The 14,371-nt window shown below is 54.3% G+C and carries 13 protein-coding genes; 4 read left to right on the top strand and 9 right to left on the bottom strand.

The features are described 5' to 3' along the window. Positions 1-3: 3 nt before the first annotated feature. The 6 genes from NMP98_RS19315 to NMP98_RS19290 all read right to left on the bottom strand — a co-directional run bounded on the left by NMP98_RS19315 (position 4) and on the right by NMP98_RS19290 (position 7,193). Entirely contained in the window at positions 4-3,810 is a 3,807-nt protein-coding gene (locus tag NMP98_RS19315) for a helicase-related protein (RefSeq protein ID WP_254861375.1), read from the bottom strand. A gap of 86 nt (positions 3,811-3,896) precedes the next feature. Then, entirely contained in the window at positions 3,897-4,118 is a 222-nt protein-coding gene (locus NMP98_RS19310; protein ID WP_254861374.1) for a DUF8139 family protein, read from the bottom strand. Between the two features lie 104 nt (positions 4,119-4,222). After that, a complete protein-coding gene (locus NMP98_RS19305; protein WP_254861373.1) occupies positions 4,223-5,389 on the bottom strand; it encodes a hypothetical protein in 1,167 nt (388 codons plus the stop codon). After that, a complete protein-coding gene (locus NMP98_RS19300) occupies positions 5,379-6,170 on the bottom strand; it encodes a hypothetical protein (protein WP_254861372.1) in 792 nt (263 codons plus the stop codon). Before NMP98_RS19300 ends, NMP98_RS19305 begins: the two co-directional genes overlap by 11 nt. Further along, entirely contained in the window at positions 6,167-6,850 is a 684-nt protein-coding gene (locus tag NMP98_RS19295; protein ID WP_254861371.1) for a hypothetical protein, read from the bottom strand. Before NMP98_RS19295 ends, NMP98_RS19300 begins: the two co-directional genes overlap by 4 nt. Beyond that, positions 6,840-7,193, bottom strand: coding sequence for a histone H3 family protein (locus NMP98_RS19290; protein ID WP_092635745.1), 354 nt, complete (start codon positions 7,191-7,193; stop codon positions 6,840-6,842). The genes NMP98_RS19295 and NMP98_RS19290 overlap by 11 nt, the downstream gene beginning before the upstream one ends. 405 nt (positions 7,194-7,598) lie before the next feature. On the opposite strand from NMP98_RS19290, the gene NMP98_RS19285 reads away from it, so the two are divergent. Together NMP98_RS19285 and NMP98_RS19280 are read left to right on the top strand one after the other, a co-directional pair. After that, positions 7,599-7,772 (top strand): hypothetical protein, encoded by a 174-nt coding sequence (locus NMP98_RS19285; protein ID WP_176791250.1) that lies wholly within the window; start codon positions 7,599-7,601, stop codon positions 7,770-7,772. Between the two features lie 1,015 nt (positions 7,773-8,787). Further along, a complete protein-coding gene (locus NMP98_RS19280; protein ID WP_367997280.1) occupies positions 8,788-10,194 on the top strand; it encodes a Cdc6/Cdc18 family protein in 1,407 nt (468 codons plus the stop codon). Between the two features lie 307 nt (positions 10,195-10,501). Here NMP98_RS19280 and NMP98_RS19275 read toward each other — a convergent pair whose 3' ends face one another. Next, positions 10,502-10,825: a DUF6788 family protein gene (locus NMP98_RS19275; RefSeq protein WP_254861369.1), complete on the bottom strand. Its 324-nt coding sequence runs from the start codon at positions 10,823-10,825 to the stop codon at positions 10,502-10,504. Positions 10,826-10,958: 133 nt separating this feature from the next. Here NMP98_RS19275 and NMP98_RS19270 point away from each other — a divergent pair, with 133 nt between their 5' ends. Beyond that, positions 10,959-11,501 carry a hypothetical protein gene (locus NMP98_RS19270; protein ID WP_254861368.1) on the top strand — a complete coding sequence of 181 codons (543 nt, stop codon included), beginning with the start codon at positions 10,959-10,961 and terminating at the stop codon, positions 11,499-11,501. Between the two features lie 37 nt (positions 11,502-11,538). Here the strand turns inward: NMP98_RS19270 and NMP98_RS19265 are convergent, their stop codons facing one another. Beyond that, positions 11,539-12,357 carry a hypothetical protein gene (locus tag NMP98_RS19265; RefSeq protein WP_254861367.1) on the bottom strand — a complete coding sequence of 273 codons (819 nt, stop codon included), beginning with the start codon at positions 12,355-12,357 and terminating at the stop codon, positions 11,539-11,541. Positions 12,358-12,585: 228 nt separating this feature from the next. Between NMP98_RS19265 and NMP98_RS19260 the strand changes: the two genes are divergently transcribed. Beyond that, the gene (locus NMP98_RS19260) at positions 12,586-13,284 is read left to right on the top strand and encodes a helix-turn-helix domain-containing protein (protein WP_254861366.1); all 699 of its coding nucleotides are present in this window, start codon (positions 12,586-12,588) and stop codon (positions 13,282-13,284) included. Positions 13,285-13,374: 90 nt separating this feature from the next. On the opposite strand, the gene NMP98_RS19255 is transcribed toward NMP98_RS19260, so the two are convergent. Then, entirely contained in the window at positions 13,375-14,304 is a 930-nt protein-coding gene (locus tag NMP98_RS19255) for an ArdC-like ssDNA-binding domain-containing protein (protein ID WP_254861365.1), read from the bottom strand. Between the last annotated feature and the right edge of the window lie 67 nt (positions 14,305-14,371).

Here is a 14,371-nt window from a genome sequence, read left to right as displayed (position 1 = left end):
GAATCACTGTCCGACAACCCCCCAGCATACGAGCTTCGCTTGTACATCACTCTCTCCCATTAGTTTCGTCTGGTATTCAGTAGAGGCTTCGACGTTCTCTTCCAAGAACTCCTCAAGCTGACTGAGGAACTCCCCGGTCGGCCACTCTGGGAAAGAGTCGTACTGCTCGTTCTGGCGAAAGATTTCCCGTAGAATTCGGTCTTCATCCGTGTTCGCCAGCTTTACCTCCTGCAGCCGCGCTTCGATGTCGGTAGCCCATTCTCCTATCGTTTCGAACTCTTCAACAGGAGCCGGCTCATCGCCGTGATTCGGCTGAACGTAGTGACTGATGAAATCGAGGATCGTCTCTTGTTCCTTCGAGAAGGCCTCTCCCTGTTTGAAAGCACCCTCAACTTGGCCCTCTCGAATCACCTCAAGACGCTCGTCAAGCACTGCTTGAATTTCACCACGATTCGATAACACCGTATCTGGATGCCCGGTAATCGGTTCGCCGTCAACTGAAGGGTCAATATTGAGCGTGCTCACGGGCCGCTCTTTGACCTCGTCGGCGAAGGGCTTGTAGTAGAAAGCACGACGGACGCGACCAAGCGGGGACTCGTGGTCATCATCGTCAAACCAGAGGTGGGCAAGGGCGAACACGCCCGGACGAGGACCGGCATCGTGGTCAGTTACATTCGTGTAGAGGAATTCTCGTTCTTCGGGCGGGTCATTAAAGAAGTCCTCAGCGTACTCGAAGTCTTCCGCAGTCAGGTCATAATCCTCGTTCAGTTCTCGCTTCAGAAGGTACCGCTCGAACGCAGCGTGTTCATTACTCCCAGCATTGCGGAGGAGCGGATTCTTGCTCGTGTCGTCAAGTTCATTCACGTCGTCAATTTCACGGGACTTCTGGAGAGAGTCCTCGATCTCGTCCACCTGTAATTCTCCGATAGTCTTCTCCGTGTCTACACCTGTCTTTTCAAGAATCTGGTCTTCGTTCGGATCGAGGATGTTGTTCTCCTTTCCGACGATGAGCGCGATATCGTTGATCTTTGCCTGTAGGCGTTTCAGGAGCTTAATCGCCGCCTCGATGTCGCCGTCCGGGTAGAAGTTGTGGACGTGTTTCTCGGCGGTACTCCCGATCCGGTCGACTCGCCCGACACGCTGGACAATCCGCATCGGGTTCCACGGCAGGTCGTAATTGACCACAACATGAACGTCCTGAAGATTAACCCCTTCACTCAGCGTGTCAGTGGCCACTACGTACTGTAGCTCTGAGTCCCCCGACTCGGCGAGCGTTTGCTGGTAGCCTGACGCCTCGGGAGCAAAGCGTTGAATGATGTCCTGCTTATTCTCGTCACCACCCTTGACGACGGCACTGTTCGCCTCTGTGAGTGGGGAATCCTCGTTGTCACAGAGGGTTCTATAGACGTAGTCTGCAGTTGCTCGATACTGCGTGAAGATGAGCACCTTCTGATCGTGATTCGTGAGGACATCTGCAAGTCGGTCGATCTTCGGATCGCGGAACTCGCGGAGTGAAAAGACGGCCTCGTAAAAGTCGCGTGTGGCGGGGTCGACTTCGCTCAGGTCACTATTCGGGTAGATAATCGGATTCATCTCCTCTTCGGGAATATCTGGGAGGACACCAGCGTCGTGGTCAGCGAGCCATTGCCGCGTGGAAACTGCATAATCGCTCACATCACCCGCATCACGGGCGACATCACCGATGAACTGCGAGAGGAAATACGAGAGAAGGGTAAGGTCCTCCCTGATGTACGTCTTCACCTCGCCGATGGTGGCGTCCGCCAGTTCATCTCCCTCGGTATCAGCTCCTTCTTCCGATTGAATAGCGGCGGTATCGAACCCGAATTCTTCGAGTGTTTGTTCGAGGTCTTCAGCAGCGTCGGCTCCTTCGACAAAGTCACCGAGTTCAGAGTCATCCCCCTCCCGAACAGTTCGGAGCATATCGATGTCTTCGTCCTCGGGGAGTTCACCAAGAAGGCCGAGAAGCTGGCGTTCGCTCTGATGCAGCGTCTCGATCGACTGGACGAACGCGTACGTTGAGGACTCGAGCCGTTTGAGGAGGTTCAGCTTGTAGAGGGCTTTCAGCGTGCTCCCTGCTTTCGGGTTTTTGACTGTGATGTGAGGAAGGTGGAGGGCGTCCATTACGTCGGGAAGCATCCGATATATTGGCTGGTAGGCCGCCGGCAGGGAGTACTGTTGCTTGTTGAGTTTCGGCGGCTTGAAGCTCATCTCGAAGTCTTCGCTGTCCTGTATCTGGTCTTTGACGTGCTTGCGCGTTCGGAGAACCATCACTTCGTTAAGGATATTCGATATCTCAGAGGAGTGTCGCTGGAGCTGCTCGGTGATTTCTTGCTGTTCGTCGTCGCCGACCTCCTCTTTCCCGGATGCGATGCGTTTTCGCGTCTCCGAGAGTTCGATATATTCGTCGAACGCATCAAAGTCGAGTGACGCCTTGTTCCGAAGTTCCTCCGGGCTGGTGAACAAGCTGATGAGGTTCTTTAGGTCGGTAGCGCTGTTATTGATCGGGGTCGCGGTCAGCATAATCATCGTCTTTCCGCGGAGTTGCCTGAGATTCGCGTGTCGTCGCGTCCCCTTGTAGTCATCATCGTGGTCCGGATTCGGTCGCCACTTCCCGTAGTTCCGGAACCGGTGAGCCTCGTCGATAAGCAGGACGTCGAACTCGTCTTTGAGGTCCTGCACCTCGTCGTAGGAGAGATTCTGGAACTTGCTGATACTCATCACGTCAAGGTGCGTGCCGTCTACCTCTAACCCGAAGTACGGATTGCCGTCTTCGTCAGTGTCGTTCTGGAGTAGGTCTTCCCACTGATCAGTCAGGTTGGCCGGGACAATGAGGAGACAGTGGTCGCCACGTTGGCGGTAGTCGTGGAGGAGTTCACCGCCAATAAATGATTTTCCCAGGCCGACCGAGTCGGAGACGATGCACCCGTTGAACTGGGAGAGCTTCTCCTTTGCACTCTCGTACCCGAGCTTCTGGAAGTAGTACAGTGGGCTGTCACGGATGTTGACGTTCCCACTCAGTTCGTCGTAGGCGAGCAGCTTGTAGAGCTCGAACGGTTCGAGATACGTGCCCAGCTCCTCGGATGACGTCTCCTGGTCGGACTCGTCCTCCTGCTGTTCCTTCCAGTCCTGGTACTCCTCGCTGTTCTCGATGATTCGGATGATCTCCTCACTGAACTCCTCGGCGTTGGCCCACTGGTTGTCGTACCACTCCTCGAACGCTTCGGCCTTGTGTCGATCCTGACTCGTGAGGTTCAGCTCGATGTTATTCTGGTGGCCGCTCTTGGTGAAGTTCGAGGAGCCGACAACTGTAGCACATGGGCGGGTGTCTTCATCCCCGTCGTGTCCCCAATCTTCGTCATCTTCGAGTGGCGCTCGAAATGATGCACCCTTTGCGTGGAAGTAACCATTTTCAGGATTTCGCACACGGACGCTCACCTCGCCTTCGGCGATAAAGTCTCGTAGCCGGTCTAGTCGGCCGATCTGAGCGTTATTCAGCTCCGAGATGCTTTCTCTCACCTCTCTTTTGAGTTCCTCTTTGAGATTCTGTCCCTCACCGATTTCGTCAGCAGTTCCCCTATTCGTCTGCCGACCCATCAAAATCCGAAGCGGAGCGTGGCCGAGCTCATCGGGGTCAGCCAAGTTTTCAAGGTCTTCCCGGTAGAGGTCAAATCCTGAGAGATAAAAGTAGCCAGTTGCGATACGGCCTTCCTCGATCTGGGGAATAATCCGCTTGTAAGCGTCTTCTAGTGTTCTGTTGGCGTTATCGACAAGCGGAGGAAGTGAGAGCATCGTAATGCCGAGATGTATTCAGTACGCTAACTTAGTGTTTAGTGACCTCCCTACAGAGGTGGCACCAGACAATAGCCAATAGCCAATCAAACTGGCCGAAGATCCCGCCAACGGACGTCAACGGTGTCATCATTGGCGAGTTCAACCCGGAAAAGATAGCCCTCTCGTTGATCACCAGTCATAGTTCCTGCATCGTCTGAGATGATCTCAACGACTGTTCCTCGACATCCATGGAGGCGCTCGTGATCTGGATCTGTCTCGTCCGGGATATCGATCCGGACCGTGTCCCCAATGTCGAATCGTTTCATAGTAGGCGTCATCAGCTCCGAATCCAGAATAGCCCTATCGAACCAGCTATAACGGTTGCATCGATTATTAGCCCGACTGTCGTCGGAGACGGTAGAGAATCGATTTATATAGACCAATCAAACGTCCTGAGCTTATAGACGGGCCAGAGTGCTAAGTACACAAGGGCGAGCGTGAGGATCAGGTTGAGACCTAATGTAGCGACGAATGTTAGTACAGTTTGCTGTGGAGTGAGACTGACGTCCATCACCTGAAGGAACTGGACGAGTGGACCGAGATTGATGATGCCGAGTATGATAGCGAAGAACCGGACAAACGGTCCTAGGTCTTGGCGACTGTCTGAAAGATTATTGTACCTGGTGATGTTTGTACGCATTCCATCCCGTGCTTCGGTGACTTCATCTGAAGTGGTGACGTCAGTTAGTCGCCCATCATCGAAGTAATGGAAGTGCCAGTGATCTGGATCTGAATCACATTTGCACAGTAATGCGTGGGCCTCTTCTGCGGCAGTCGCTACAAAGTCAACCTGATCAATGTTAATATACTCATCTACGTCGGGACAGACAAGCTGTGGATGTTCTGAGATATCCCAGCCCTGGGTGTCGAAGTGCGCCTGTAGTTCGTCTTCGATCTCTTCCGCACTGATGCTCACTGCGTCGGTGTTAAACCGGCAGAGACGGAGCGACAGTGGGTTCTGTAATTGAACAATGTCGCCATGTAAACTACTCCAGAATCGGTGTTCAAGGAATTCAGTCCAGAAAAAGGCGTATTCCTCGTCTTGGCAGTGTACGGCGTTAACAAATCCGACAGGGAACCGCTTTTTCAATGGATCGGCTGAGTGGTTTTCCAACCGCTGCCCATCAAAAAATACCCGGAATACAACCTCTCCGACGCTATCTGATTCAGCGACTAAACGCTTGTTGAGGTCGTCGATGGACTCCGTCGTTGTCTCACTAAACCACTCATGCTGGTCTATCCGTTCTGCCCATTCTTGAAACACATAATCTGGATCGATGAAATATATTGTATCGACATGATTCGGGTCGGTACAACTACACTCGGCTACACTTGACCGGCAAGAAGCGCATACGTCTCGTGCCTCGTCAGTGAAGAAGGCGTGCCACCCGGAACTCAGATCGGTCTCATCAACACCGGCTTGATAGAGGAATTCCTCCATTTCCGGCTCGAAGAACTGATAATCAGTGACAGCACCATGCGATGGTACCTCACTGAGACACCGGTTGAGGAACCTCGCATCCTCATCAGAGAGCATACTCTTCGATCGCGTACTCAATGATTTCAAGTGGTGATTCCCAGCGCTGGCCTAACATGTGGTGTAGATGGCTTGAAAGGAGTTCAAAGTCGGGACGCGTCATCCCGTCTGCCGTTACTGCATAATTCTCGAAGAAGTCCTCAATATATCCCTCATGATGTGGCATCATTTCATCCTCATCCACATCGGGGTAGGTATCGGCAGTCAGATCGAGTCGGGACAGTTCGATACCAAGACACGCGATGATTGACTCGAAGATATGCCGCTCTTCATCTTGGTAGTCATCCTCGTCAAAATAGTCACTGACGAGATTCCTGAAGGCCCGGTTCACCCGTTCTCGATGGATATCTTCCGGCGAAGCGAACGAGCCTCGAAATGCTTGATACACATACTCGTCAATTAGATCATCCAACGGATCAAGGAACTCTCGGTGCTCCCGAATGGCTGCTAAATGCTGCTCAAGCTCATTGAGGAAATCCTCCTGCGTCGGTTTCGTGGTGCTAATATGACCGTCGCTATAGGCCCGCACCTGCACTGGTTTCTCGATCGTCCCATCATCATAATCGACATAGAACCGGACCTGTGTGATGCGGCCTTCCTCCCGTGCTGGTTCCAGGATAGGAGACCCATACAGTGATTCAGCACGGTCACCTCGATACCGAGCTGTATTGACATTCGAGTCGCGGAATTCCTCGTAATCGAGTCCAGAGTTGTCACCCCGCATCAAGTTCTGCAACAGGAGCAGCTCGGTTTCCCGGAGCGATAACTCGGCTTGGCTCATGATTGTACCCCCCATCGCTTCACCGCGTTCTTCATTTCCTTTCGGATCGGATTCCGGCCCACCGAATTGGATACGGCGACGATGCCATCGTCCGCATAGGCGCGCACCTCCATCATGTACCGATTTTCCCGAATCAAACGCTCTGCCTCTTCTAACTCAGTCTCGCTCAAATCAATAATCTCTCCTTCAGCTGTATATGCCGTTTCCAGTCCCTCTGCATCGATATTCTCGGGATGATCGACAACCTCAAACTGTAAATCAACGATACGGGCCTCATCATTCGCCTGGACCTTAGTTAAGGTCGTAGGACGTCGAAACTCCTCGCTCTCGACCTGTCTGAGTTCTTCTCCACCTAACTCTTCAGCACGCGTTACGAGGTCGTCATAGACGATATCATCAACCACATAGAACTGGATATTGAACTGGTCACCTTTCTCTCCATATTGTTCAAACATCGCTTCAATAAACTCGTCATATCGTTCGTCTCCTACCCGGTCTTTGATTTCACCAAGAAAATCTTGCTTCTCGTGTTCCAGTAGGTAAGCCCGCCCTAGATCTGCTTCCTCTAAAACGTCTTGCACAAGTTCCTCTTCCTCTGACCGAAAGTGTTCGACTCGGATACGGCTAATCATATCCTCCGTCCGGTAGTCTTCCCGGAAAATGTAGGTATTATCCGCCATCACTCTCACCTCCGTCCGACGGCAAGACTGGATCAGCCTCCGCCAAGGATTCGAACTCCCCCTTGTAGCGATCTAACATCTCGGTCACGTCCAGCAGCATCATATGAGGGTGAACGAGTTCTCGAAAGGCCTCCCGGACATCGTCCTCCTGAATCGTTTTGGCATTCCTATCCCGTGCGTTCTCTGCAGCTAACTGCCACACAATACGAGTCGTCTCCTCAAGCTGCGCATTTAGATAATCAAGAGAATCCCCACCAACCTGCATTTCCTCCTCGTGTGCCTTCACAAACTCCCAGAGCGGCGAACGCTTAATCGGATCAATATCCTCCGATGAATCATCCATACCCCGGAGAATTAAGCCACTGACATAAAATCTTGTGTCTCTGTCCAAACAAAATCATCAATCCGTATCTGAAGTAGTACTCTCTACAATTCTACGAACACGGTCATCGCCCAGAAACACCCACTACCCAGGTCTCTTTCACTTCGCTGTCGCAGATACACTCGTAAAAATACTCGGTACCCGGGCGAGTTGGAGGACATGGTCGTGGAGTTGGTGGGCAAGGGTGGTCATTTCGCGGTAGTAGGTTCGGGAGTGGTTGTTACGCCAGAGGCCGAGGTGCTTGTCCCGGATGCCCTAATTGTAGAGACGGACGTCGCAATGACTACAGGGCAGTACCCGTTCTCTGCTTCGAGAATTCGGCCGCTTTTAGCAAGGCGTATCCTTCCGAAGTTGTAGTAGGGCGTGATGGTCGACGACGAGAAGACATCGCGAGAACGGGTCACGTTGGCCCACAAAGAGATCAAGTCAGACAATCCCTCGTACTACGAGACGGAGCTCCTCAGAGCTGTGGAGAGCATATGGTACCTCTTGACTGGGACCGGAACGACATCCGACGAGAACTCAACGGAACACGTTTAGTCGGTATCACGGACTGGACCTGACAACCCCCTCCCCCCTTTTTCGAGTTGTAAACTCGTGACGGCGGGGAGGGGTGAACAGCAAAAGGGACTGTAAAATAGCTGATTGTGGCAGATATACACGATAGAGAGGGTGAACACCTAATCATCTAACTTGTGACTAGAAATGCGAAAGTTTATGTTGTACGTTACCTTACCATAACCGCACTAGAGACAAAGAAAACAAATCGTCTAGCTCCGGCTAGACGATTGAGATCTCTGGAGTAGATGACCTCTTCATCTCGTCCGTGGTTCTGATCCCATATACTATCACGTCTCATGGCCTCTACGCCAACTTCTGTTAACTCAACGCTCGTTACATGGAGTCTGGTGTGGCCTGTTCCCATCGACTTACAACTCGAAAAAGGGGGGAGAGGGTACAACATTTGAGATCACCAAATCAGCTTCACCAGCTACCATGTCTGAAACCCGGTATTACTCTCATTCGTGACCGGGTCCTACAAGCGTCGGTCTCTTGCGACTATTCTGGTGCTTACTACTCGAAAACGGGGAGTGTGAGTAAGCCCGTATCACCCAGAGCATCATTCACAAAATCTAGATTATGTGGATTTTGCTTCGAGACTCACTTCGACTCCCTTCTCCTTACAACACGAAAATGGGGGGTGGGAGTATCGAACCAGGTGTGTTACTGCCCCCCAATGTCTTACAACTCGAAAAAGGGGAGTCTAGTTCATCGAGGAAGATCGACGACAGAGAGCTTCGTCGAATCGTTACAACTCGACAACGGAGAGTGATAGATTCCGAAGACGGTATCTGACTCATCCAGAAGATACGGGGCTGTAGTCGTTAGATAGCCTGTTTTCGCCCGGTTACAACTCCACAAGGGTCCATATTTTTATACCCAGAGTTCGAGGGGGTTCATAATGGGACGAGAGGGACGTAGAGCAGGATCGAATAATCCGGAAAGTGAGGAGGATCGTGAATCTTCTGCTGCTGATCCTGAAAATCCCGAGTCGATGGATGAGGAGGTGGCGTCTCCTGGCACATCACAAACGACCTTCGAAAACGGATCAGATCTCGCTGATTCGTCTCAAGAAGCAACTAATGGCGACGGTGGCGGCATCTCAATTCGTGATCGGCTCCAAACCGAGTCGTCCGGTGGGGTCTTCGCGAACAAAGACCTCGTCCGGTCAGATACCATCATCGACGAGGACCGTATCGTCGGTCGTGACGACCAGCTAGGCCGTGTCGTCGACAACCTAAAACCGGTCCTCCAGAATGAGGGGATCCCCGATATGCTCCTGAGCGGGCCATCTGGAACGGGGAAATCGCTCATCATTCATGCAGTCTGCAAACAGATCGTCGAACTGTGTGAATCCCAAGACAAGACCTTCGGGGTCATTTCAATCAACTGCGAGGGGCCGAAGACTGCAGATCGGGCTGTCTATCGGTTAGTCAAAGCTGCTGCCGACGACCTCGGCGTTGATCCTGGTGTTCCCCAAACCGGTGTCTCAACGGATCAGAAGCTGGAGCGACTGTACGAACTCATGCGAGAGTATTACGACGGTGTCATCTTCATTCTCGATGAGATCGATATGCTCGAGGGGCCGTATCAGGAAGCAGAGTACAATTCTCTCATCTACCAGCTTTCACGAGCTCGCAAACTCGCTGACTTTGATGGCCCCATCTCGCTCACGACGATCACGAACTACGCCGACTTTATGAAGGACCTCAACAGCCGCGCACAGAGTTCTTACAACCCTGACGACATCTTCTTCGACGATTACGATGCGAACCAACTCCGTAGTATTCTCCGCAACCGGCGGGACGCCTTCAAGCCAGACTCACTTGCAGATGACGTTGTTCCGCTTGTTGCTGCGTTCGGCTCCCAAACGCACGGGGATGCGCGGAAAGCGATTGATCTCCTCAGATGGGCTGGTGAATTAGCCGAACGGCGTGGGGCTGACACGGTTATCGAGACTGATGTCCGTGATGCTCAGGAAAAATACACCGAAAACCGCAAGCTCCGCCATATCAGCGGCATTTCGACTCAAAAGAAACTCTCCATCTACGCTGTGGCGGCCACTGCCCACTACGCAAGAGAACATCCTGAGTGGATCCCTGCTGGACCTGCGTTCAAGACGTATCAATTCATTGCCGACACGATGGATGCGGACCAGTACAGCCGCGAGACGTTCGTCAATCACGTCACAGAACAGAGTACGTACGGTGTACTGGACTTCGAGCGTCGGGGCAAGGGGCGAGGCAGAGGAGTGCATATGTATTTCTCCCTCTCCGAGGATCCGGAAACGATCATGGAGACGATCCGTGAGGATTCCCGGTTCGAAGATCTAGCTCACGAGGAGGCGACTATCAGCGCGGTTGTCCGCGAACGGCTGAAGCAGTTCCGGAGTAAGAACTGATCTCGCCCGTATTCTCCTCGCACTTACTTCTCGAAAACGGGGGGTGTTCGTATCCCGCGCGATGCGTTACAACTCGAAAATGGGGGGTGTCAGTCGTCGGGATGTCTCGTTACTACTCGAAAACGGGGGGTGGGTGAGCCAAGAGATTTGACGTGCCGGTCGATGTACTGTGCTTTCCCCTTTCCCTCTCCCATTTACAACTCGAAAACGGGGGGTGTGTCCTCCGATTTTCTTGTCGTCGATACCATCGTGATGCGGAGATCGTGGGGAAACGACGGCAACGTGGGGTGGGAGCCCCGGGTTGCGTTCACTCGTCTGGATTGACCGGCCCTTTGTACTTTGACGTCACTGTGTCACCTTCTCTCCACTGCCAGTAGTAGTAGCGGTTATCGTTGATCTCCTTGATCGTGATCGTGGCTTTCGCTGGGACATCGTCCGGGAGGTCATCGGGCCGCTCTTCGATTTCGTCTTCCTCTGACTCTTCGTTGAGACGAGCCTCACGTTCCTTGTGTTCGGCTACTGCCTCGGCGTAGCGGGCAACGTGCTGGAGCTGGTCTGGGGAGCATCCGTTGAGCGTATCGACGATGTCTGCCGGGAGTTCTGCTGGCGGCGTCGGTGGTTCGTAGGACATGGGCCGATCTGTGTTAACCAACACTGGTGGTGGAATCATAGTTTTGTTGGTTAAATCTGTTCAGATTCGACTCCTCCCGCTCGCTGTCAACGCGGCCGATGATTTACGGTTCGGGGGCTAAAACCGATAGCTGATGTCGAATGGGCTGGGAGCCGGCTTCTTCGGGTTGACGCTCTTGGCGATTCTCCTGGGACTGGCTGCGGTCCTCACCCTAGCATTGGTCGGTGTGGTCGAGTTTCGACGACGGATAGGGACCGTACCTCAACTGCTCAAATACGTCTCGATTGCCGTGCTCGGCGGCGTCCTTGTGGTTGCTGGGTTTGGCGTGCTGGCGATGTACGATGAAGCAGTCCTCCTCGCCGTCCTATTCCTGGTGATTGTCTTCGTGCCGCTCACCGTAGTCGGTATCTATCTGCACCAGACGATCGAGCTAACCCGGGTGGATGTCCTTGTGACCGCCGGCTTGGCGTGGAGTCTCCCGTTCGTAATCGGTGTGGGTGTCACGTTCGGCCTCACGATTGGCGTTAGTTCGACGTTTGATCTGGCACCGGCCGAATCACAACGACTGGGGGTGGTCTGGATCGCCATGTTCGTCGGTGGGGCTGTCATTGTGATCGGCTCGGTTCTCCTCGGCAAGTATCTCAGTCAGTCGTTTCCTTCGTCTCGCTCCGTGTAACTCCTGCAATAGTGAGACTACATGAGGACCAGTGACGCTACGAGTTCGAGGGGAGGCGCCCATCAGGCCGGGGGACCCGTCCCTGCTTGATCTCATAATCGACTCGCCGGAGGTGTTTACACCCGCCCTCGGGCGTACGCTTCCGCCAGTCTGGACACGTACACGACTCGCTGATCACGTCGACTTCGTACCAGTTTCCCGACGCCGATCGGACCTCGTACCGGCCACCCTTTTCGAGCAGCGAGACGGCCATTCTTTCGTCGATGGCACGGCTAGTTCGCGGCTCAAGGTCGTCATGCTGGGTCGAGTGTTCTGTGACGACCATCCGATCGCGTACGTCGCCGGTGCGGCCGCCGTCTGGGGCAACCGCAGCCTCGAGGCGCTGGAGACGATCCACAAGTAGGGTTTCGACTGGATGGCCCTCCGGCCACAGATAGTGGACTTCCCGCCGCTCACGATGATCGTAGGAGCCACAGGCGGCAGCGCTCCCAGTCCAGACACGCCACGCCCCGAGTGCTGCCATCACGTCGACGATGACTCGCGGAACAGCCTCGTGCTTGTCGGGGTAGAACATCCGAAAGCGAGTACATCCCGCCTGCGGCGGAACCGTCTCCCACCACTCGACGTCGTCGTCCCAGCTCTCGTACATCGCCTTATCCTCCCCGTATCCGACGGTCACGCCGTCAATCTGCGGTATCTCCACCGATGTTTCGTCAGCCTCGTCTTCGAGTAGCCGAAGGACGGCGTACCGAAGATACTCGTGATTCGGATTGTCTGATGATTGGGCGACCTGCTCGTGGTGCTTTGCGACTCGCTCTGCATCGTCGAGAACGGTCGTTAGATATCGGTCGGTCATGGGTCGATGGAGACGGGAGTGCGCCTCCGCCCCTCGGCGGGCGCTGATAGACTTAACCAACAAATAGCGATCAGTCGTATCCTTTGTTGGTTAACCCTTCTCTGCTCGAATGCTGCGCCGGATCGGACTACCGGAGCCAAGAATTGTATATCTGTATAGAGATAACTCTATCGGGAATACGGGGGACAAGACTAATACAGTTAGATGCGATACCGATAACTAGTGATGATGGAGTACGTCGACGAGACCGCGGCGAAGATCATGGTCGCGGCCCGGCCGGGTGACTCGATCCGACGAATCGCCCAGAAGATCGACGGCTCCTACTCGTGGGTCTACGACTGGATCCAGCGGTTGGAGGACGCAGGCTTCATCCGACGTGAGGACGGCGTCTACATCGAGAATCACGCTGTCAGGGATCGCTACTACGATCTCGTCGCGGCCATTTCTCGCGCTGTTCCTCCCTCGATCGACGACGGCTACGTCATTCCGCACTTCGCCGGGATGCCCTTTGTGTACACGAAAATCGACGGCGTCTACGTCTGGACCCACGGCGGCTATCAGATCGCTCGCGGCCACGACGATTATCCGATCTTCATCCAGGTCGCCGACCAGGACGTCGAGCGGTGGACAGCGTTCTTCGATGAGTTCGGGATTCCGAGCCGGATCGAAGAGCGGCCGGATGCGACCGCCTCCGACGCGGCCGTCTCGTACGTGTTGTTCCCGACGAGTGGGGGCATCACTCGCGAGTGGGTCGACGGCAATCCGGTTATTCCGTTGGACGAGACGATTGAGCACATGTTGGAGTACCGGGTGAACTACGAGCCAGCGTTGGAGATGATCGCCGACGAGTACGACCGCGATATCGACGCGTCCCACGAGGATCCGCATCATAACATCGACTGTCGGTGGGGTATATTTCGGGACTGATCGAAACACTCGGGGTCGAACGCTGAACGAATTAACCAACAAAGTAGGAATGATAATTCAGGCGTTGGTTAACGCCCGAGGAAGGCGTGTTCAGCCCTCGGCGACCGTCCCGATGATCTCTTGCGCGGTCGAGCTGATCCGGCCGAGACGCTCCTGAATGCTCTCCGCATCGTCGTCCTGCCACGCGGCGAGATAGAACGCTGATCCGCTCGTATCTAGGTCGAAATACCGCCCGACGATGTACGCAACGGCTTCGGCTTCGATCTCGCGTTTTGCACGCTCGGGTTCGTCGTCGACATCGAAATGGAGCAGTGCGTGGGCGTACTCGTGAATCAGCGTCACGGCGAGATCGGCCTGATTCGAGCGGGCTTTCGCTTCGACGACGGGTTGGCACTCGTGGAGAGTCTGGTGTTTGCAGACGCCTTTCGCGTCGCCATGCTCCCACTCAGCAGTGTCGACGACACGGACGTCGATATCGAGCGTAGGTGCCGCATCAAGGAGCGCTGGCACCAGGTCGTCGGCGTCTCCAGCTGCCTCGGTTTCCAGTTCGGGGAGCGGTTCGCCCTCGGTCTGAGACACATCGAAGACTGCCGTTGGTTTGAATCCAACCAGTCCTTTCGACCACTCCTCGGGCGGTGTCTCGTCGTAGTCACAGTCGCTTTGCTCGTGGTAGCTCGGCGAATTCTCGCACTCCGGGCACTGCTTCGTAATAATGGGTGCCCAGATCCAGATCGCCTGTTCGCCCTCTTGGACGTGCCTGTCGAACTCCGACCTCCACGTATTGTAGCCTGCCACGCGGGTTGCCTCGGGACACTGGAGCTTGATCAAGAGGGTGTTGCGATGGGAGTAGTCGTGGAATCGGGACTGGACATCGAGCCACTCTTGGAACTGTTGGCTGGCTTTTGCCTCGTCAACGTCTGCGACGAGCTCGTCGATCCACTGTTCGATGGTACTGTGCATCTCGTCGTCTCGCGTGTCGGTCTCCTCGAAGGAAACCGACGGATTACTGGTCGTAGCCATTGTGTTCACCGAATCGAGTTCACCGCGACTGCAGCAGTTCAGAACGCGCCGCACCCCTCAGGGGGCG

Source organism: Natronomonas gomsonensis (assembly GCF_024300825.1).
Lineage (GTDB): Archaea > Halobacteriota > Halobacteria > Halobacteriales > Haloarculaceae > Natronomonas > Natronomonas gomsonensis.
This window is presented reverse-complemented; position numbering and strand designations above follow the sequence as displayed.